The following is an 18048-nucleotide window of genomic DNA, read 5'->3' as shown; positions in this document are numbered from 1 at the left end:
GGGACCTTCGCCGATAAATCTACTCACGTCAGCAGCGCTTACAGCCAGCAACCGGGCTACGGGGTGAACGATTTCTACGTCAGCTACAAAGGGCAGCAGGAGCTGCGCGGGGTCACAACCACTCTGGTGCTCGGTAACGCCTTCGACAAGGCATACTGGTCTCCGCAGGGCATCCCACAGGACGGGCGCAACGGTAAGATTTTCGTCAGCTATCAATGGTAACGCGACGGCCCCGGGAATCCGGGGCAATCCACTGAACAGGAAGAAATAAATGAATCAATACAGCCGCTGGCTCGAACTGAAAGCACAACACCCGGGGAAATACGCCCGTGATATCTCCGCCCTGATGCACATCAGCGAAGCGGAGCTGACCTTTGCACGCGTCGGACATGACGCATGGCGTTTGCAGGGTGCGGTCCGCGATATCCTGGCGGCCCTTGAAAAAGTTGGTGAAGTAAAATGCATCTGCCGCAACGAGTACGCCGTACACGAGCAGGTGGGCGAGTTCACCCATCAACATCTGACCGGTCATGCGGGCCTGGTGCTGAACCCGGGAGCACTGGATTTACGTCTGTTCCTCAATCAGTGGGCAAGCGCATTTCACATCAGCGAGACCAGCGCCCGTGGTGAGCGCCAGAGTATTCAGTTCTTCGATTATCAGGGCGATGCGCTGCTGAAGGTCTACACCACTGACGCGACCGATATGTCTGAATGGGGTAACCTGCTGGCACACGCGATCCACGCGGAAAACCCACCGCTGGCGCTGAGCGCGGTTGAAACGCCGGCAACGGCTGAGCAACCGGATGCGGAAGCGGTCGATCGAGAATGGCGCACCATGACCGACGTGCATCAGTTCTTCACTCTGCTCAAACGGCATAACCTTAGTCGTCAGCAGGCGTTCCGTCTCGTCGGCGACGATCTGGCCTGCCAGGTCAGCAATGACGCGCTGGCCACGCTCCTCAGCACCGCTCATCAGGACGGCAATGAGATTATGATTTTTGTCGGCAATCGCGGCTGCGTGCAGATCTTTACCGGGAGCGTAACGAAACCGGTGCCAATGAAAGGCTGGCTCAACATCTTCAACCCGGCATTTACGCTGCATCTGCTGGACGATGCTATTGCGGAAAGCTGGGTGACCCGAAAACCCACGGCAGATGGTCATGTTACCAGTCTGGAGCTGTTTGCCGCCGACGGCTCACAAATCGCCCAGTTGTACGGTCAGCGTACCGAAGGCAACGCCGAACAGGTGCAGTGGCGAACCCAGATTGAGTCCCTTATCGATAAAGGACTGGCAGCATGAAACGCCTGGTAGCCATGCTGGCTGCCCTGCCGCTGCTGGCTCATGCGGCAACGGAAAAGGTGGTAGCGCTTGGCGGTGACGTGACCGAAATCGTCTATGCGCTGGGTGCACAGGCGCAGCTGGTTGCCCGCGACAGCACCAGCCAGTGGCCGGAGGCTGCGCGCAGGCTGCCGGACGTTGGTTATCTGCGCCAGCTTAACGCTGAAGGGATCCTCGCGATGCGTCCAGATCTTGTGCTTGCCAGCGTTCAGGCGCAGCCTTCCCTCGCCCTCCAGCAGGTGAAGGACAACCGCGTGGCGGTTGTTACCGTTCCCGGTAGCGACGCGCTCAGCGTGATTGATGAGAAAGTGCGGGTTATTGCCGGGGCGCTGCATAAAGAAAACGAGGGCGAAAAACTTCGCCAGCGGCTGCGCGCTGAAATGGCTTCACTTCCCACGAAGCCACTCAATAAACGCGTGCTGTTTATTCTGAGCCACGGCGGTATGAACGCGATGGCCGCCGGGCAGCAGACCGCTGCCGACGCCGCTATTCGCGCCGCGGGGTTGCAGAACGCGATGCAGGGTTTCAGCCGTTACCAGCCGCTCTCGCAGGAAGGGGTCATCGCCAGCCAGCCTGACCTGATTGTCATCTCTGCTGAAGGTGTGAAAAGCATGGGCGGTGCCGCCGCGCTGTGGTCTCTGCCTGGCGTCGCACAGACGCCTGCCGGACGCCACAAACAGGTGCTGGAAGTTGACGACATGGCCCTGCTCGGCTTCAGCATCCGTACGCCGCAGGCGATTCGTGAGCTGCGTAGCAAAGCGGAGCAACTGCCCTGATGTCGGCGGTCTTCTCCAGGCAGCTATGGTCTCTGCTCGCCCTGCTGCTCATCCTGGCGCTGGCGGCTACCAGTGTGGGTGCCCTGAAGCTCCCTCTGAGCCTGCTCTGGCAGGATGACAGCGCCCTGCGCCAGATCTGGTTCACTATCCGCCTGCCGCGTGTGCTGCTGGCGCTGGTGGTTGGCGGATCGCTGGCGCTGGCGGGCTGTGTGATGCAGGGGTTGTTCCGCAATCCGCTCGCCGACCCAGGACTCCTTGGCATCAGCAGCGGTGCGGCGCTGGCGGTGGCGCTATGGGTGGTGTTGCCATTCACCCTTCCCGCGATAGTGATGCTGTATGCCCCAATGCTGGCGGCGTTTATGGGGAGTCTTGCGGTCACCGCCGTTATCTTTGTTCTCAGCCAGCGGCCAGAAAACGGTTTATCGCGCCTGTTGCTGGTCGGTATTGCTATCAACGCGCTGTGCGGCGCGGCGGTTGGGGTGCTCTCCTGGCTCAGTAACGATGCACAGCTGCGCCAGCTCTCGTTATGGGGTATGGGTAGCCTCGGCCAGGCGCAGTGGTCAACGCTGCTGGCGGTAAGCTCGCTGATGCTGCCGTCGGTGTGGATTATCTGGCGGCTGGCGCAGGCGCTTAATTTGCTCCAGCTCGGCGAGGAAGATGCCCATTATCTTGGTGTAGACGTCAAAACCGTTCAGCGCACGCTGCTGCTGTTCAGCGCCCTGCTGGTAGCGGCCGCGGTAGCCGTGAGCGGAGTGATTGGTTTCGTCGGGCTGGTGGTCCCCCACCTGCTGCGCCTGTGGCTGGGTGCCGATCATCGGGCGGTGATCCCGGGTTCCGTGCTCGCCGGCGCGATACTATTGCTGGTGGCCGACACGCTGGCGCGCACCCTGGTCGCCCCTGCCGAAATGCCGGTAGGGCTGTTAACCAGCCTGCTCGGCGCGCCGTGGTTTTTGTGGATGATTTTTCGTCGTGGAGGGGTTCGTGGATAGCCGACTTATCGCGACACATTTGTGCTATCGGGCCGGTCAACGTCAACTGATCGACGATGTCAGCCTGGTTCTCTCACCCGGCGAAGTGGTGGCGCTGATTGGTCCTAACGGTGCCGGGAAATCCACCCTGCTGCGCCTGCTCACCGGCTACCTGACGCCGCACGGCGGCGAGTGCCGGTTAAACGACATTCCTCTTGCAGCATGGCCTGCGCAGGCGCTCTCAGAACGCCGGGCGATGATGCGCCAGCAGTCCCGGCTGGGGTTTGACTGGCCGGTTGAAGAGGTCATCGCGATGGGGCGCGCGCCCTGGCACGATGCCAATAACCCGTCTATTGTGCAGGAAATTATGGCCCTGACCGGTTGCCTGCCTCTTGCCAAACGGCAGTACAATGCCCTTTCTGGCGGTGAGCAGCAGCGGGTACAGCTCGCCCGCGCGCTGGCGCAGCTCTGGCAAAACGGCGCCCCAGAGGGCTTTCTGTTTCTCGATGAACCGACCTCGGCCCTGGATCTGTACCACCAGCAACATCTGCTGCGGTTGTTGAAATCACTTGCCCGGCAGCACGCCCTGCACGTTTGTGTGGTACTGCACGATCTTAACCTTGCGGCGCTGTGGGCCGACAGGCTGGTGTTGCTGCATCAGGGAGAAGTGGTGGCTCAGGGAGCCGCTGGCGAGGTGCTGCACCCGGCGGAGCTGCACCGCTGGTACGGGGCGGATGTGACCGTGGGAACGCATCCCGGCACGGCCACTCCGCAGGTGTTTCTGACGCCCTAGCTCGAGCAGCTGACTTCCAGCCGCTTACCCCAGTCCGGCGGGAGGCGAACGTAGTCATCATCCCGATCGGCAAACGGCGAGCGCAGTGCCTCATGCAGGCGGTAGAGCTCCTGCATATCGCCCTTTTCCGCCTGTTCAATAGCGCGCTGTGCCAGCCAGTTACGTAGCACCATAGCCGGGTTGACCGCCTGCATACGCTGCTGGCGCTCGGCATCACTCACCCCATCCAGCTGCAGTCGTTCGCGATAACGGCTAAACCATGCGTCAAAAGCGGCGCGATCGATGAACTCATCGCGCAGCGGCGAGGCGGCGCTCAGTTGCTCCGTCTCACCAAGCTGGCGGAACGTGCGAGTGAAATCGCTGCCTTCACTGCTCATCAGCGCAAAGAGATCGTTCAACAGGTCATTGTCGCCGCTTTGCTCAGTATAAAAACCAAGCTTCGCGCGCATCCGTTGTCCGTATTCGGTAAACAGTGCCCGCTGATAGTCATCGAGCGCATCGTTAAGCGCATCCACGTCGATAAACGGCGACAGCGACTGCGCCAGACGTTGCAGGTTCCACAGGCCAACGGCAGGCTGATTCTCAAAGCTGTAACGCCCCTGATGGTCGGAGTGGTTACAGATGAAATCCGGCTGGAAATCGTCAAGAAAACCGTAGGGACCATAGTCCATGGTAAGTCCGAGAATGGACATATTATCGGTATTCATGACCCCGTGCGCAAAGCCCACGGTTTGCCAGCGGGCGATCATCTGCGCCGTTCTCGTGACAACGTCACGGAACCAGGTGACGTATTTATCCTCACGTGACGCCAGTTCAGGCCAGTGATGGCGGATCACGAAATCGGCGAGCTGCTGGACTTTCTCCGGCTCACGGCGATAGTAGAAATGCTCGAAGTGGCCAAAGCGGACATGGCTTTCGGCAATGCGCATCAGCATCGCGCCCTGCTCAACCGTCTCGCGGTATACCGGCGTATCGCTGGTGACTATCGACAGCGCCCGGGTGGTGGGAATACCTAACCCGTGCATCGCTTCAGAAGCCAGCGCCTCGCGGATAGTAGAACGCAGCACCGCGCGCCCGTCACCCATGCGGGAATACGGCGTCAGCCCGGCGCCTTTCAGATGCCAGTCAACGCGCTTGCCGTTGGCGAGCTGCTGTTCGCCGAGCAAAATGCCGCGACCGTCGCCAAGCTGTCCGGCCCAGACGCCGAACTGATGGCCGCTGTAAACCTGTGCCAGCGGCGACATGCCCGGGAGCAGCGTTTCACCGCCCCACACGCCCGCGCCGGTGGATGGCACAAACAGCGACGGTTCAACGCCCAGCTCCGCGGCCAGCGATTCGTTATGCCAGATCAGGCGCGCATTTTCGAGCGGCGTTGGCGCCAGTGCAGTATAAAAACCTGGCAGCTCATCGCGCCAGTGAGTAGTAAAAGACAGGGTCATGGTTCCTCCTGCCGCTAGTGTAGTGCCTGAACGCTGACACAAACACGGGGGAAATGCAGGGTTATCCCTGAACCAGCGTGGTGACCTGCTCCGGAGGTACCGGTGGCCAGAGCATTCCCTGCATCGCGCTGAAGGCAAAGGGTCGAATGCGAGTGAGCGTCTCTTCGCTATCAACGCCGGCAATCATCAGGGTGGCGCAGTACGGCTGCATCTGGGTGACAATGGCCCGCATGAACGGTTCGAACGACGGCGACATGACGCGGCGCTGTACGAAATTTCTGTCCAACTGAATGCGGGAAAACACACCAGCGAAAATGGCTTTGGTCGAGGCATCGCCGGCACCAAAGTTTGCCAGCACAAGGTTAAAACGTTTTGCCAGCACGAACAGCGGGTCATTCGCTGAAAGTTGATTCAGCCCAGGATAATTCTCATTAACCGTTAACTCAAGAAATGGGAATCGTTTAACATCTTTAACTAATAATTCGTCGTTTAAAAATGCCAGAGCAATGGCCGGGGTTATATTTATCCATGCCAGTAGCTGATGTTGAATAAAAAAGAGCTGGCAGGTAGCAAGCACCGCCAGTTTTTCTTTAAACAGCATCAATTCTTGCTCCGCCGTCATGTGCTGAATGACAAGATCGGTCGGTATACGCACATCGCCGTTCGTCGCCGTAAAATGAGTAATGATCTCCAGGCCCACAAGGCCTCCGGCAAAGTTGCGCGCCGGAAGAAGCAGGAAATCGGAGCGGTAAGTGTTATCCAGCGAGACAATCATTGTGTTTGCCCCTCATCAACGATGATTTCCGATAACCCCAGGTCTTGCTGCAAGCAATTTAAGTCAATTGATTTTAATAAAGTTAATTTCATTCGTTGCTGTTATTAGCGGTATCCCTACTGAGGACTCTTTAATGATTGTAATCCATAGACACACTTTAAGACAATCAGCAGTTTAGATGAAATGAAACGCCGTTCGTAAGGTTGAATAAGGAGATATTCATTTTTAAACATAAAAAGTGACAGAGACTAAAAAGGCCCCTCAGGGCCCTCTTTCGACATCGCGCTTAAATTCGTCGCGCCTGCCAGAAGTTTTTCCGCCAGTAAACGTTGTCAAGCGATGAACGCGTTACTCCCTGGCTGGTGGAGGCATGAATGAACATATTATCTGTATCATAAATCCCGACGTGAAGGCCGTTCGCCCCGGAGCCAGTTTTAAAGAAAACTAAATCGCCAGGTAACAAGTCGTCTTTATCGATGCGTGTACCAATATTTGCCTGTTGTTTCGTTTCACGCGGCAGCTGCAGTTCGAATTTGTCGCGGAAAGTCATCAGTACAAACCCGGAGCAATCCACGCCACGGCGGTTCATTCCACCATAGCTGTATGGAGTGCCACGCCAGGTACGAAGCTGATCGTTGAGGCTGGCAATCACAGTAATAGAGTCTGAGAGCCGAGAATTTGGCGGCGGCGCACGATGGCTGCTACACCCAGCCAGAAAAAGTGCCACCGCGACAATAAACCAGAAACGCATATCCGGCGATTCCCCTGTTTCTTATTTTTAGTTAATTTAGCGTGGTTATCATTCTTCTGGCAAGATACCTTTCGTGTCAGATGGTTGCAACCAGCATCTGATGCCCGGCGACTTCCAGCCGCTGGAAGGTCATTTTCCAGGCGTCAAAAAGGTGCCCTGGCGCCAGCACATCCGTTGCTGCACCGCTGGCGATAAGCAGGCCTTCACGCATCAGCCATACGCGATGGGCGTGACGCAGCGAATGGTTAAGGTCATGGCTGCTCATCACAATGGTCACGCCAAGGCGACACAGCTCGCTCAGGAGCCCATCCAGCGCGGCCTGCTGTGCGACGTCGAGGCTGTTCATTGGCTCATCCAGCAGCAACAGCTGACCGTCGGCATTCGTTCGCGGATCGATTTGCAGTATCACTGCGGCAAGCCGCACTCGCTGCCATTCCCCGCCGGAAAGCTGATTAGTGGCCCGGCCTAATTTCCCGGTCAAACCCAGCACCTCTGCCACCGATTCCAGCGTGGTACTCTGCAGCGCATTGGCCTGATGCAGCGTCAGATACTGCCAGACCGGCATCGCAAAGGGTGGCGTTTGCTGCTGCGTAAGATAGGCGCGATGGCGCGCCAGCGCAGATTCAGACCACTCCTCCAGCGGAAGGTTGTTCAACCTGATTAGCCCTTTCCCCTGGGTTAATCCGGCCATACGCATCAGCAGAGTGCTTTTCCCGGCACCGTTCGGTCCGACCAGGTGCAACATTTCACCGCAGTGAACCTCAGCAGAAAACGGCCCCAGGCGGGCCGTTTCCTCGACGTTCTGCAGTTGCATCAATAAGGTCATGAGGTCGCCAGTGCGCGCTTGATAGCTTCCTGTACCACCGCATCTTCCGGGGTCATATCCGGTGAGAAACGCGCCAGTACCTGCCCATTACGCCCAACGAGGAATTTTTCGAAGTTCCACAGGATATCGTCCGGGTACAGCGGCGCACGTCCTTTACTGGCCATACGTTCGTAGAAGCCGCTTCCCTCCGGCGCAATAGCCGTGGGTGCCGCCTCAACCAGTTTCTGATACAGCGGGTGACGATCGTCGCCATTGACATCGCCTTTGCTGAGCATCGGGAAAGTGACACCGTAGGTCGTCGAGCAGAAGGTTTTTATCTCCTCCGCACTGCCCGGCTCCTGCCCCAGGAACTGGTTGCACGGGAACCCCAGTACGGTAAACCCCTGTCCTTGCCACGTTTTTTGCAGGTTCTCCAGTTGCTCATACTGCGGGGTGAGCCCGCATTTTGAGGCAACGTTGACGATGAGGACCACGTTGCCGCGCAGGCCTTCCAGCGTTTTATGCTCGCCTTCAAGCGTGGTCACTTCGGTACTTAAGATATCATTTTGCATAGCATTCCCCTTAATTACGGAGGCGGATCTAACGCCCGGCCTTTAATAATAGCCAGATAAATACGGGTGCGCCGAGAGTGGCGGTCACCACTCCAATCGGCAATTCGGCAGCTGAAAGCGCCATTCTGGCGATAATATCCGCCAGCAGTAAGACACTTCCCCCCGCCAGCATACAGGCTGGCAGCAGGATCCGATGGTCCGTTAACCCACAGAGCCGCAGAATATGTGGGATGACAAGGCCGATAAAACCAATCGCCCCTGCCAGGGCGACGCTAACCCCCACCAGCCATCCGGTTGCAATAACCAGTACTCTGCGCCACAGCCACAGCGGTAGACCCAGCTGGCGGGCGGAAATCTCACCCAGCGCCAACAGGTTCAGCGGCTTAGATTGCACACTCACCCACAGCATGACCGGCAATAAGGCAATCATCAGCCATAGCTGCTGCCAGTCTACCCCCCCAAATCCCCCCATCATCCAGTACATCAGTTGACGTAAATCGAACGAGGTTGAGAAGTAGACCGCCCAGGTCATGATAGCGCTACAGATGATGCCAAGGGCAACACCCGCCAGCAGCAGCCTGCTGGTTGAGAGGTGACGTCGGGCAAAACGTAGCAAAATAAAGGTGATGAGCAACGCTCCGGCAATGGCGCACAGCCCCAGCGCCCAGCCCGGTAACACGCCATGGCCAAGCAGCACAGCGGCAATCAGGCCCACCCCCGCGCCGTTGGAGACACCCAGCAGTCCGGGTTCAGCTAACGGGTTTTCAAAGAGCGCCTGCATGATAGCGCCAGAAAGTGCCAGCGCGGCCCCCACAAGCAGTACCGCCAGCGTCCGGGGAAGCCTGATTTGCCAGACGAACAGCTGCCCTTTTGCACTCAGCCATTCGCCAGGGCCAATCCACTGATCGCCTGCACACAGGCTCAGCATGATGGCGATAATCAGCAGTAAGGACAGCGCAAGCGTCCAGCGACGATTTCGTCGTTGTTGAAGTTGGGCCCAGGAACGCATAGTGTCCGTCGAGTAAAGAGTGATGTACTTGATTTTACGGCGCGTGCCGTCGTGAGAAAAGAAAAAGGCCGCAGTGCGGCCTTTTTAATTAGTTCAGATTATTCTGCCTTGGGCGAAGCGTTCTCGACACGGCTTTTTAACTTCTGGCCGGGTCTGAAGGTCACCACACGCCGGGCTGTAATGGGAATATCTTCGCCCGTCTTCGGGTTGCGCCCCGGGCGTTGATTTTTATCACGCAAGTCAAAGTTACCAAAACCGGAGAGTTTTACCTGCTCACCGTTTTCCAGAGCACGACGGATCTCTTCGAAAAACAGCTCTACCAGCTCTTTGGCATCCCGCTTGCTAAGCCCAAGCTTATCAAACAGATATTCTGACATTTCAGCTTTTGTAAGCGCCATAGGTTCAATCCCTCAATGATGCCTGGAATCGCTCTTTTAATGCCTCTACACATTTGGCGACGGTAGCGGCAATCTCCTCTTCTTCTAGTGTACGGCTGGTATCCTGAAGGATCAGACTAATCGCAAGGCTCTTATAGCCTTCCTCTACGCCCTTACCACGGTACACGTCAAATAAGTTTACGCCAACTACCTGATTTACGCCAACTTTCTTACACTCTGCCAGAACATCCGCTGCCGGAACATTTTCTGCTACCACAACAGCAATGTCGCGACGGTTTGCCGGGAAGCGTGAAATCTCCTGCGCCTGAGGAACCACGCGGTCTGCGAGCTTGTTCCACTCCACTTCAAAGACCACGGTGCGTCCGTTCAGATCCAGTTTACGTTCCAGTTCCGGATGAACAACCCCAATGAAACCAATACGTTCACCTTTAAGATAAATCGCCGCGGATTGGCCCGGATGCAGCGCCGGATTCGCTTCCGCTTTGAACTGCATGTCAGAAAGCTGACCAGTCAAATCCAGTACCGCTTCGAGGGTTCCTTTTAAATCATAGAAATCAACGGTCTCTTTTGCCAGGTTCCAGTGCTCTTCATAGCGGTTTCCGCACATCACGCCCGACAGCATCACATCCTGACGGATGCCGAGGTGTGCCTGGGTGTCAGGCACAAAGCGCAGACCGGATTCAAAGATGCGTACGCGGCTCTGCTGGCGGTTCTGGTTGTACACTACGGTGCTCAGAAGGCCAGTCCACAGCGAGAGGCGCATTGCCGACATCTCGCTGGAGATTGGGCTTGGCAGGATCAGCGCTTCCTCACCTGGATGGATCAGCTGCTGCACTTTCGGATCGACGAAGCTATAGGTGATCACTTCCTGGAAACCTTTGTCGTTCAGCAGCGTTTTCACGCGCTTGAGCGACAGGTTCGCTTCCTTATGGGTACCCATGATGAGACCCGCCTGTACCGGCTCGTCGGGAATATTGTTGTAGCCGTAAATACGCGCCACTTCTTCCACCAGGTCTTCTTCAATTTCCATATCAAAACGCCAGCTCGGCGCAACGGCCTGCCACTGGTCCTGGCCTTCCGTCACTTCGCAGCCCAGACGGCGCAGAATGTCGCTCACCTGCTCATCGGCAATATGATGACCAATCAGGCGATCCAGCTTGCTGCGACGCAGGGTGATGCTCGCCGGCTTCGGCAGTGACGCTTCATGAGTCACATCGATAACCGGACCTGCTTCACCACCGCAGATATCAATCAGCAGACGGGTGGCGCGTTCAATCGCTTTGTACTGCAGAGCAGGATCAACGCCACGCTCGTAGCGGTGAGAGGCGTCGGTGTGCAGACCATGACGGCGGGCGCGACCGGTGATAGACAGTGGGCTGAAGAATGCGCATTCCAGCAGCACGTTCTGGGTTTCATCATTCACGCCAGAGTGCTCACCGCCGAAGATACCGCCCATAGCCAGCGCTTTACCGTTATCGGCAATCACCAGCGTGTCGGCATTCAGTTTCGCTTCGCTACCGTCGAGCAGAACCAGAGTTTCGCCCTCTTTCGCCATCCGCACAACAATACCGCCTTCGATACGATCTTTATCGAAGGCGTGCATCGGCTGGCCCAGCTCAAGCAGTACGTAGTTAGTGACGTCAACCACGGCATCAATAGAGCGAATACCGCAACGACGCAGTTTCTCTTTCATCCACAGCGGCGTTGGTGCCTTCACGTTGATGCCTTTGACCACGCGGCCCAGGTAACGCGGGCAAGCGTCCGGCGCTTCAACATGAATCGGCAGCGTATCGTTAATGGTGGCGGCAACCGGTGTAATTTCCGGCTCAACCAGCGGCGCGCGGTTCAGCACCGCAACGTCACGGGCAACACCGATGATGCCTAAGCAATCCGCACGGTTCGGCGTAACGCTGATTTCGATAGTATTGTCGTTAAGCTTCAGATATTCACGGATATCGGTACCCAGCGGCGCATCGGCCGGCAGCTCGATAATACCGTTATGATCGTCGGAAATACCGAGCTCAGAGAAAGAACACAGCATCCCTTCTGAAGGTTCGCCGCGCAGTTTCGCCGCTTTGATTTTGAAATCACCCGGCAGCACGGCGCCGATAGTGGCCACGGCCACCTTAAGACCCTGACGGCAGTTTGGCGCGCCGCAGACGATATCCAGAAGACGCTCGCCACCGACGTTAATTTTGGTCACACGCAGCTTGTCCGCGTTCGGGTGCTGGCCGCATTCCACCACTTCACCCACCACCACGCCGTGGAACTCACCGGCAACCGGCTCAACGCCGTCAACTTCCAGACCAGCCATGGTTATCTGATCGGAAAGTGCTTCGCTGTCAACGGCCGGATTAACCCATTCGCGTAACCACAGTTCACTGAATTTCATTGTTTATTCCTGCCCTTATTTAAACTGTTTGAGGAAACGCAGATCGTTTTCGAAGAATGCACGCAGATCGGTGACGCCGTAACGCAGCATGGTCAGGCGCTCCATCCCCATACCAAACGCAAAGCCGGAATAGACTTCCGGGTCGATGCCGACGTTGCGCAGTACGTTCGGGTGCACCATGCCGCAGCCCAGCACTTCCAGCCATTTGCCGTTTTTACCCATAACGTCGACTTCCGCAGAGGGTTCGGTGAACGGGAAGTAGGACGGGCGGAAACGAACCTGCAGATCTTCTTCAAAGAAGTTATTCAGGAAATCGTGCAGCGTGCCTTTCAGGTTGGTAAAGCTAATGTTTTTATCGACGATCAGCCCTTCCATCTGGTGGAACATTGGGGTGTGGGTCTGATCGTAGTCGTTACGATAGACGCGGCCCGGCGCAATAATGCGGATTGGCGGCTGCTGGTTTTCCATGGTGCGGATCTGAACGCCAGAAGTCTGGGTACGCAGCAGGCGCGTCGCATCGAACCAGAAGGTGTCGTGGTCAGCACGTGCCGGGTGGTGTCCCGGAATATTCAACGCATCGAAGTTGTGGTAGTCGTCTTCGATTTCCGGACCGGTCGCTACGGTGAAGCCCAGCTCACCGAAGAAGCTTTCGATACGATCGATAGTGCGGGTCACCGGATGCAGACCACCGTTTTCAACACGACGGCCAGGAAGAGAAACGTCGATCGTTTCTGCGGCCAGACGCGCATTCAGTGCGGCACCTTCCAGCTCGGCTTTACGCGCGTTCAGCGCCTGCTGAACCTGCTCTTTGGCTTCGTTAATGACCGCACCTGCAGCCGGACGTTCTTCTGCCGGCAGTTCGCGCAGCGTGGTCATCTGGAGGGTCAGATGCCCTTTCTTGCCCAGATACTCAACGCGTACGTTATCCAACGCGGCGACATCTGATGCCTGGTTAATGGCGGCCGTTGCACTGGCAACCAGCTCTGCGAGATGTGACATGGTTATCCTCATTATGTCGGTGCAGCTTAGTGTTTTGAATTTAGAAACAAAAAAAGCCTCCACATGGGAGGCTTTCTGGCGCTGTTTTCCGTTTCTTCTTTCACGCGCTAGCCTCCTGGTTCAGGTGCTAAAGTAAAAAAAGAAGCGGAAAATAGCAGCATTCATGCTTGCGTTACCTTGTGTTGTCATATCGTAAAACCTTATTGAAAAGTCTTAGCGATCAATTGTCAATGGTTCGAACATCCTGAAATGAAAAGAGGGAGACAGGCTCCCTCTTTCAACTGGCTTATGCCAGAGCTGATTTCGCTTTTTCGACCAGGGCAGTGAATGCCACTTTGTCGAATACTGCGATGTCAGCCAGGATCTTACGGTCGATTTCAACAGAGGCTTTTTTCAGGCCGTTGATGAATTTGCTGTAAGAAATACCGTTCTGACGTGCTGCTGCGTTGATACGCGCAATCCACAGTTGACGGAACTGACGCTTTTTCTGACGACGGTCACGATAAGCGTACTGACCAGCTTTGATAACAGCCTGGAAGGCAACGCGGTATACGCGTGAACGCGCACCGTAGTAGCCTTTAGCTTGTTTCAAAATTTTCTTGTGACGTGCACGTGCAATTACACCACGTTTTACGCGAGCCATATGTGCTCTCCTGTATCTATTCTAGTTAAAAAAGTTATAAACGTTAACGGCTTATGCGTACGGCAGGCACGCGATTACCAGGCCCAGATCGCCTTTGGAAACCATGGCTTTCGGACGCAGGTGACGTTTACGCTTGGTCGCTTTTTTGGTCAGAATGTGACGCAGGTTAGCGTGCTTGTGCTTAAAACCACCTTTACCGGTTTTTTTGAAGCGCTTAGCAGCACCGCGTACGGTCTTAATTTTTGGCATTTTAATAACTTCCACTTCGCATTGTTAATAAACGAAACCCAGGCGAACAAAACCAGTGAGGCTCGAAAGCCCCACTGACCTTGCTACTTGAAGGCCTACTGTTTCTTCTTAGGAGCGAGCACCATGATCATCTGGCGGCCTTCGATCTTCGTTGGGAAGGATTCGACTACTGCCAGTTCACTCAGATCGTCACGGACGCGCGTAAGCACTTCCATACCGATCTGTTGGTGGGCCATCTCACGACCGCGGAAACGCAGTGTGATCTTGGCCTTATCGCCATCTTCCAGAAAGCGAATCAGGCTGCGGAGTTTTACCTGATAATCGCCATCGTCGGTACCAGGACGGAATTTAATTTCCTTAACCTGGATAACTTTTTGTTTCTTTTTCTGTTCCTTAGTCGATTTACTCTTCTCATAAAGGAACTTGCCGTAGTCCATGATACGACAAACTGGCGGTTCGGCGTTAGGGCTGATTTCAACTAAATCTACTCCAGCTTCTTCAGCCTTTTCGATCGCTTCTCTCAGACTCACAATCCCCAGCTGCTCGCCTTCCAGACCTGTTAAGCGAACTTCCTGGGCGCGAATCTCGCCATTTATACGATTCGGACGTGCCGTTTGAACTCGTTTTCCGCCTTTAATACCTTATTCCTCCAGTTGTTGAAGACTGCGGCTGCGAATCTCTTGTTGCAGCTTCTCAATCACTTCCTCTACGCCCATGACGCCAAGGTCTTTACCGCGGCGGGTGCGAACGGCAACTTTGCCTGCTTCCACCTCTTTATCACCACAGACCAGCATATACGGGACACGACGTAAAGTGTGCTCGCGGATTTTAAAGCCTATCTTCTCATTTCTCAAGTCCGCTTTTACTCGAATGCCCGCATTTTGTAGTTTACGGGTCAATTCGTTAACGTATTCGGACTGAGAATCGGTGATATTCATGACAACAACCTGCACTGGCGCAAGCCAGGTTGGGAAGAAGCCGGCGAACTCTTCGGTCAGAATGCCGATAAAGCGTTCAATTGACCCAAGGATCGCACGGTGAATCATCACCGGAGTCTGACGCTCGTTGTTTTCGCCCACATAGGAGGCGCTCAGACGAGTCGGCAGAGAGAAGTCCAGCTGTACAGTACCGCACTGCCATGCACGATCGAGGCAGTCATACAGGGTAAATTCAATTTTCGGGCCGTAGAACGCCCCTTCACCCAGCTGATACTCAAACGGAATGCCGTTTTCTTCCAGCGCGACCGCCAGATCCGCTTCCGCGCGATCCCAGGTCTCATCGCTACCGATACGTTTTTCCGGACGGGTAGACAGCTTGACGACGATTTTCTCGAAGCCAAAGGTGCTGTACATATCGTAGACCATACGGATACAGGCGTTAACTTCGTCACGCACCTGCTCTTCGGTACAGAAGATGTGAGCATCATCCTGAGTAAAACCACGGACACGCATCAGACCATGCAACGCACCTGACGGTTCGTTACGGTGGCAGCTACCGAACTCCGCCATACGCAGCGGCAGGTCGCGGTAGGATTTCAGACCCTGGTTGAAGATCTGTACGTGGCCTGGGCAGTTCATTGGCTTGATGCAGTATTCACGGTTCTCAGAAGAGGTGGTGAACATCGCATCTTTGTAGTTGTCCCAGTGGCCGGTTTTTTCCCACAGCACACGGTCCATCATGAACGGGCCCTTCACTTCCTGATACTGGTACTCTTTCAGCTTGGAGCGTACGAAAGTTTCCAGTTCACGGAAGATAGTCCAGCCGTCGTTGTGCCAGAATACCATACCCGGCGCTTCTTCCTGCATATGATACAGGTCGAGCTGTTTGCCGATTTTACGGTGATCGCGCTTGGCCGCTTCTTCAAGACGCTGCAGGTAGGCATTGAGCGCTTTTTTATCAGCCCATGCGGTGCCGTAAATACGCTGCAGCATTTTGTTGTCGCTATCGCCGCGCCAGTAGGCTCCTGCGGTTTTCATCAGTTTGAAGTGATGGCAGAAGCGCATGTTTGGCACGTGCGGGCCACGGCACATGTCGACGTATTCTTCATGATGATACAAGCCAGGCTTATCATCATGGGAAATGTTTTCGTCAAGAATAGAAATTTTGTACGGCTCGCCGCGTTTAACGAAGGTTTCACGCGCTTCGTGCCAGCTTACTTTCTTCTTGATAACGTCGTAGTTAGTCTCGGCGAGCTCGTGCATACGTTTTTCGAGCGCGTCGACATCTTCCTGGGTCAGGGTGCGGTCGATATCAACATCGTAATAGAAACCGTTGTCAACAACCGGGCCAATCGCCATTTTAGTGTTCGGCCACAGTTGCTTGATAGCATGACCAAGCAGGTGTGCGCAGGAGTGGCGAATAATTTCCAGTCCGTCTTCATCTTTAGCGGTGATAATCGCCAGCTGAGCGTCGTTTTCGATCAGATCGGAAGCATCAACCAGCTCGCCGTTAACGCGACCTGCGATACAGGCTTTCGCCAGTCCAGGACCGATATCCAGCGCGACATCCATTGGGCTTACTGCGTGGTCGTAATGGCGTTGGCTGCCATCAGGAAGAGTAATTACAGGCATGTTATGTCCTTATTTGCAGTGGTGCCCCACACGAAAGAGCACATACAAAGTTAAATAGTTTATAAATATCAGTAGGTTGAATGCGTCACTAAGCTTCACTCTGCAAAGTATGTACATGAGGATGTACTAAAACCCACATGTACCCACAAACTCTTTCTGATACCGAGCCACAATAGTACACACCATTGGCGCCATATTAAAGTATGTTAATGAGTGTCCGGGCATTCCACTTGATCTGCGTCCATGTTATTAAGCCGAAAGATATTAGCGTTAAGATCTACGGAATAATTGTTCCATTGATTCCCTGATATGCTCATCCGGATTTTCAGCCACATCGCCCTCACTCGGTGAGTGCTGAACGTAGCTTCTCTGTCCATGTTGAAAGTTCGACGAGGTCGCTGCGTAACCTGTAGCTGACCCCAATGACAGAAACAATAAAAACCATGCAGTTCTTAGCGTCTTGCCCATTATGCATAACTCTTTACGTTGTGATTGTTCGCCCAACATATTGAACCTGCGAAAGTAAAATTCTGTCTGCGATGATTAAACGTTTACCTGAAGCTGTGTACTATTTTGTTAGATAAAGACGGAAACAGGACGGAAAGATGCCGACAAAACGCTTTGCCAATAAGCACTGGAAAATGGTGGTGGTATTGATAGTCATCTGTGGCGCCATGCTGTTGCTACGCTGGGCCGCGATGATCTGGGGCTAAAAAACAGGCCGGAAAACCGGCCCGCAGGATTACATTTTGTAGCCGAGCGTCACGGTAGTACGACGATCGGTATGGTTCGGTGCCGATGACGGCGGTTCCGAGTTCCAGGTAACGTTGTACGCTACTTTCATACCAAAGTGCTCATTGATAGCCACATTCAACGCGGTTTCAGAGTTCAGCGTGGTATCGCTGGCACCAAATACTGAAACGCCCTGAGTGAATTTCGCGTTATCACTCATCTGCCAGGCGTAGGTACCGGAGGCATAACCTAACGGTTGAGTTTTCGTTTCGCCGTCGGTGTATTCGTCGTAACGCACACCAGGACCGAATTCAAAGCGCAAGCTGTGTACCGGGCCATTCAGGAACTGACGACCGTAACCGACGGTCAGGACATCGCGCTGATAGTAGCCGTTATAACGGTCAGTCAACCAGCTCGCCTGTCCGAACAGGTAGTTGCTGTCCGTCAGGTTGTAGCGAGAACGACCGCCAATCGCGTATTTCTCAGAAGAACGCTCATCGTTAGATGAGGTGTTACTTGCATTCCCCCACAATGACCACGCCGTGGTTTCACCGTACCAGGTCAGCGTAGAGTCAGCGGTCAGGGATGAACTTTTGGTATTGCCAGACTGTGCAAGATAGCCACCGTTGACGTTGCCTTCAAAAGGCTTCTTCGCGGTGGAAGGGTCATCCATGACAGTAAAAACGGTATCATCTGCAGCCGCGTGCATCGACGCAAACATGCCTCCCGCCAGCATCACTGCCACGGGTACTGTCTTCAAAAGCTTCATTTATAAGAGTCCGTACAACAAGAAAAGAGACCTGTAACGGTCCCGGAAACTTTCACGAGGATCAACGAT

General features: G+C 55.0%; 20 protein-coding genes, 1 pseudogene and 1 other annotated feature. Of the genes and pseudogenes, 6 read left to right on the top strand and 15 right to left on the bottom strand.

Annotated elements, in window-relative coordinates; translation table 11 throughout:
* The 5 genes and pseudogenes from GYRE_RS17965 to GYRE_RS17945 form a co-directional block, all read left to right on the top strand.
* Positions 1-222 (top strand): annotated as a pseudogene (locus tag GYRE_RS17965) (TonB-dependent receptor); the annotation flags it as partial.
* A 49-nt stretch (positions 223-271) separates the two neighbouring features.
* Complete coding sequence (locus GYRE_RS17960; protein ID WP_038257093.1) at positions 272-1300, top strand: hemin-degrading factor; 1029 nt, start codon at positions 272-274, stop codon at positions 1298-1300.
* Positions 1297-2115: a heme/hemin ABC transporter substrate-binding protein gene (locus GYRE_RS17955; RefSeq protein ID WP_038257090.1), complete on the top strand. Its 819-nt coding sequence runs from the start codon at positions 1297-1299 to the stop codon at positions 2113-2115. The genes GYRE_RS17960 and GYRE_RS17955 overlap by 4 nt, the downstream gene beginning before the upstream one ends.
* Entirely contained in the window at positions 2115-3104 is a 990-nt protein-coding gene (locus GYRE_RS17950; protein WP_006820195.1) for a FecCD family ABC transporter permease, read from the top strand. Before GYRE_RS17955 ends, GYRE_RS17950 begins: the two co-directional genes overlap by 1 nt.
* Complete coding sequence (locus GYRE_RS17945; protein ID WP_038257087.1) at positions 3097-3876, top strand: heme ABC transporter ATP-binding protein; 780 nt, start codon at positions 3097-3099, stop codon at positions 3874-3876. Before GYRE_RS17950 ends, GYRE_RS17945 begins: the two co-directional genes overlap by 8 nt.
* Here the strand turns inward: GYRE_RS17945 and selO are convergent.
* From selO to thrS, 14 genes are all read right to left on the bottom strand, one after another.
* Entirely contained in the window at positions 3873-5315 is a 1443-nt protein-coding gene (selO, locus tag GYRE_RS17940) for a protein adenylyltransferase SelO (protein WP_038257084.1), read from the bottom strand. The genes GYRE_RS17945 and selO overlap by 4 nt on opposite strands.
* A gap of 61 nt (positions 5316-5376) precedes the next feature.
* Entirely contained in the window at positions 5377-6090 is a 714-nt protein-coding gene (locus GYRE_RS17935; RefSeq protein ID WP_006820198.1) for an EAL domain-containing protein, read from the bottom strand.
* 286 nt (positions 6091-6376) lie between these two features.
* Positions 6377-6841 carry a C40 family peptidase gene (locus tag GYRE_RS17930; RefSeq protein WP_038257081.1) on the bottom strand — a complete coding sequence of 155 codons (465 nt, stop codon included), beginning with the start codon at positions 6839-6841 and terminating at the stop codon, positions 6377-6379.
* A gap of 76 nt (positions 6842-6917) precedes the next feature.
* On the bottom strand, positions 6918-7667 hold the full coding sequence (btuD, locus tag GYRE_RS17925) for a vitamin B12 ABC transporter ATP-binding protein BtuD (RefSeq protein WP_038257078.1): 750 nt from the start codon (positions 7665-7667) through the stop codon (positions 6918-6920).
* Entirely contained in the window at positions 7664-8218 is a 555-nt protein-coding gene (locus GYRE_RS17920; RefSeq protein WP_006820201.1) for a glutathione peroxidase, read from the bottom strand. The genes btuD and GYRE_RS17920 overlap by 4 nt, the downstream gene beginning before the upstream one ends.
* Before the next feature lie 28 nt (positions 8219-8246).
* Positions 8247-9227: a vitamin B12 ABC transporter permease BtuC gene (gene btuC / locus GYRE_RS17915; RefSeq protein ID WP_038257075.1), complete on the bottom strand. Its 981-nt coding sequence runs from the start codon at positions 9225-9227 to the stop codon at positions 8247-8249.
* 98 nt (positions 9228-9325) lie between these two features.
* Positions 9326-9625, bottom strand: a complete 300-nt coding sequence (ihfA, locus tag GYRE_RS17910) for an integration host factor subunit alpha (protein WP_006820203.1) — start codon at positions 9623-9625, stop codon at positions 9326-9328.
* Between the two features lie 4 nt (positions 9626-9629).
* Positions 9630-12017, bottom strand: a complete 2388-nt coding sequence (pheT, locus tag GYRE_RS17905) for a phenylalanine--tRNA ligase subunit beta (RefSeq protein ID WP_006820204.1) — start codon at positions 12015-12017, stop codon at positions 9630-9632.
* Between the two features lie 15 nt (positions 12018-12032).
* Positions 12033-13016: a phenylalanine--tRNA ligase subunit alpha gene (gene pheS / locus GYRE_RS17900; protein WP_038257072.1), complete on the bottom strand. Its 984-nt coding sequence runs from the start codon at positions 13014-13016 to the stop codon at positions 12033-12035.
* Positions 13017-13062: 46 nt separating this feature from the next.
* Positions 13063-13186: a sequence feature (Phe leader region), on the bottom strand.
* Entirely contained in the window at positions 13137-13181 is a 45-nt protein-coding gene (pheM, locus tag GYRE_RS24610) for a pheST operon leader peptide PheM (RefSeq protein ID WP_001386830.1), read from the bottom strand. Its footprint overlaps the feature before it by 45 nt.
* Positions 13187-13302: 116 nt before the next feature.
* Positions 13303-13659: a 50S ribosomal protein L20 gene (gene rplT, locus GYRE_RS17895; RefSeq protein WP_006820206.1), complete on the bottom strand. Its 357-nt coding sequence runs from the start codon at positions 13657-13659 to the stop codon at positions 13303-13305.
* A 51-nt stretch (positions 13660-13710) separates the two neighbouring features.
* A complete protein-coding gene (rpmI, locus tag GYRE_RS17890; RefSeq protein ID WP_001124225.1) occupies positions 13711-13908 on the bottom strand; it encodes a 50S ribosomal protein L35 in 198 nt (65 codons plus the stop codon).
* 95 nt (positions 13909-14003) lie between these two features.
* Entirely contained in the window at positions 14004-14546 is a 543-nt protein-coding gene (gene infC / locus GYRE_RS17885; RefSeq protein WP_071777538.1) for a translation initiation factor IF-3, read from the bottom strand.
* A 3-nt stretch (positions 14547-14549) separates the two neighbouring features.
* Positions 14550-16478 (bottom strand): threonine--tRNA ligase, encoded by a 1929-nt coding sequence (thrS, locus tag GYRE_RS17880; RefSeq protein WP_038257065.1) that lies wholly within the window; start codon positions 16476-16478, stop codon positions 14550-14552.
* A 605-nt stretch (positions 16479-17083) separates the two neighbouring features.
* On the opposite strand from thrS, the gene yniD reads away from it, so the two are divergent.
* Positions 17084-17191 carry a small membrane protein YniD gene (gene yniD / locus GYRE_RS24605; protein WP_087943274.1) on the top strand — a complete coding sequence of 36 codons (108 nt, stop codon included), beginning with the start codon at positions 17084-17086 and terminating at the stop codon, positions 17189-17191.
* Positions 17192-17220: 29 nt separating this feature from the next.
* Here yniD and GYRE_RS17875 read toward each other — a convergent pair whose 3' ends face one another.
* Positions 17221-17979 carry a DUF481 domain-containing protein gene (locus tag GYRE_RS17875; protein WP_006820209.1) on the bottom strand — a complete coding sequence of 253 codons (759 nt, stop codon included), beginning with the start codon at positions 17977-17979 and terminating at the stop codon, positions 17221-17223.
* Positions 17980-18048: the final 69 nt, after the last annotated feature.

Origin of the sequence: Yokenella regensburgei ATCC 49455, assembly GCF_000735455.1 — a bacterium.
Taxonomy (GTDB): Bacteria; Pseudomonadota; Gammaproteobacteria; order Enterobacterales; family Enterobacteriaceae; genus Yokenella; species Yokenella regensburgei.
Note: the sequence above shows the minus strand (reverse complement) of the source record. Positions and strands in the feature narration are given on the sequence as shown.

Coding starts and splice junctions, on each gene's coding strand:
- ihfA (WP_006820203.1), bottom strand. CDS start 9,625: ATGGCGCTTACAAAAGCTGAAATGTCAGAATATCTGTTTGATAAGCTT.
- GYRE_RS17920 (WP_006820201.1), bottom strand. CDS start 8,218: ATGCAAAATGATATCTTAAGTACCGAAGTGACCACGCTTGAAGGCGAG.
- yniD (WP_087943274.1), top strand. CDS start 17,084: ATGCCGACAAAACGCTTTGCCAATAAGCACTGGAAAATGGTGGTGGTA.
- pheT (WP_006820204.1), bottom strand. CDS start 12,017: ATGAAATTCAGTGAACTGTGGTTACGCGAATGGGTTAATCCGGCCGTT.
- GYRE_RS17935 (WP_006820198.1), bottom strand. CDS start 6,090: ATGATTGTCTCGCTGGATAACACTTACCGCTCCGATTTCCTGCTTCTT.
- thrS (WP_038257065.1), bottom strand. CDS start 16,478: ATGCCTGTAATTACTCTTCCTGATGGCAGCCAACGCCATTACGACCAC.
- GYRE_RS17950 (WP_006820195.1), top strand. CDS start 2,115: ATGTCGGCGGTCTTCTCCAGGCAGCTATGGTCTCTGCTCGCCCTGCTG.
- rplT (WP_006820206.1), bottom strand. CDS start 13,659: ATGGCTCGCGTAAAACGTGGTGTAATTGCACGTGCACGTCACAAGAAA.
- btuD (WP_038257078.1), bottom strand. CDS start 7,667: ATGACCTTATTGATGCAACTGCAGAACGTCGAGGAAACGGCCCGCCTG.
- GYRE_RS17960 (WP_038257093.1), top strand. CDS start 272: ATGAATCAATACAGCCGCTGGCTCGAACTGAAAGCACAACACCCGGGG.
- selO (WP_038257084.1), bottom strand. CDS start 5,315: ATGACCCTGTCTTTTACTACTCACTGGCGCGATGAGCTGCCAGGTTTT.
- pheS (WP_038257072.1), bottom strand. CDS start 13,016: ATGTCACATCTCGCAGAGCTGGTTGCCAGTGCAACGGCCGCCATTAAC.
- GYRE_RS17875 (WP_006820209.1), bottom strand. CDS start 17,979: ATGAAGCTTTTGAAGACAGTACCCGTGGCAGTGATGCTGGCGGGAGGC.
- GYRE_RS17955 (WP_038257090.1), top strand. CDS start 1,297: ATGAAACGCCTGGTAGCCATGCTGGCTGCCCTGCCGCTGCTGGCTCAT.
- rpmI (WP_001124225.1), bottom strand. CDS start 13,908: ATGCCAAAAATTAAGACCGTACGCGGTGCTGCTAAGCGCTTCAAAAAA.
- GYRE_RS17930 (WP_038257081.1), bottom strand. CDS start 6,841: ATGCGTTTCTGGTTTATTGTCGCGGTGGCACTTTTTCTGGCTGGGTGT.
- btuC (WP_038257075.1), bottom strand. CDS start 9,227: ATGCGTTCCTGGGCCCAACTTCAACAACGACGAAATCGTCGCTGGACG.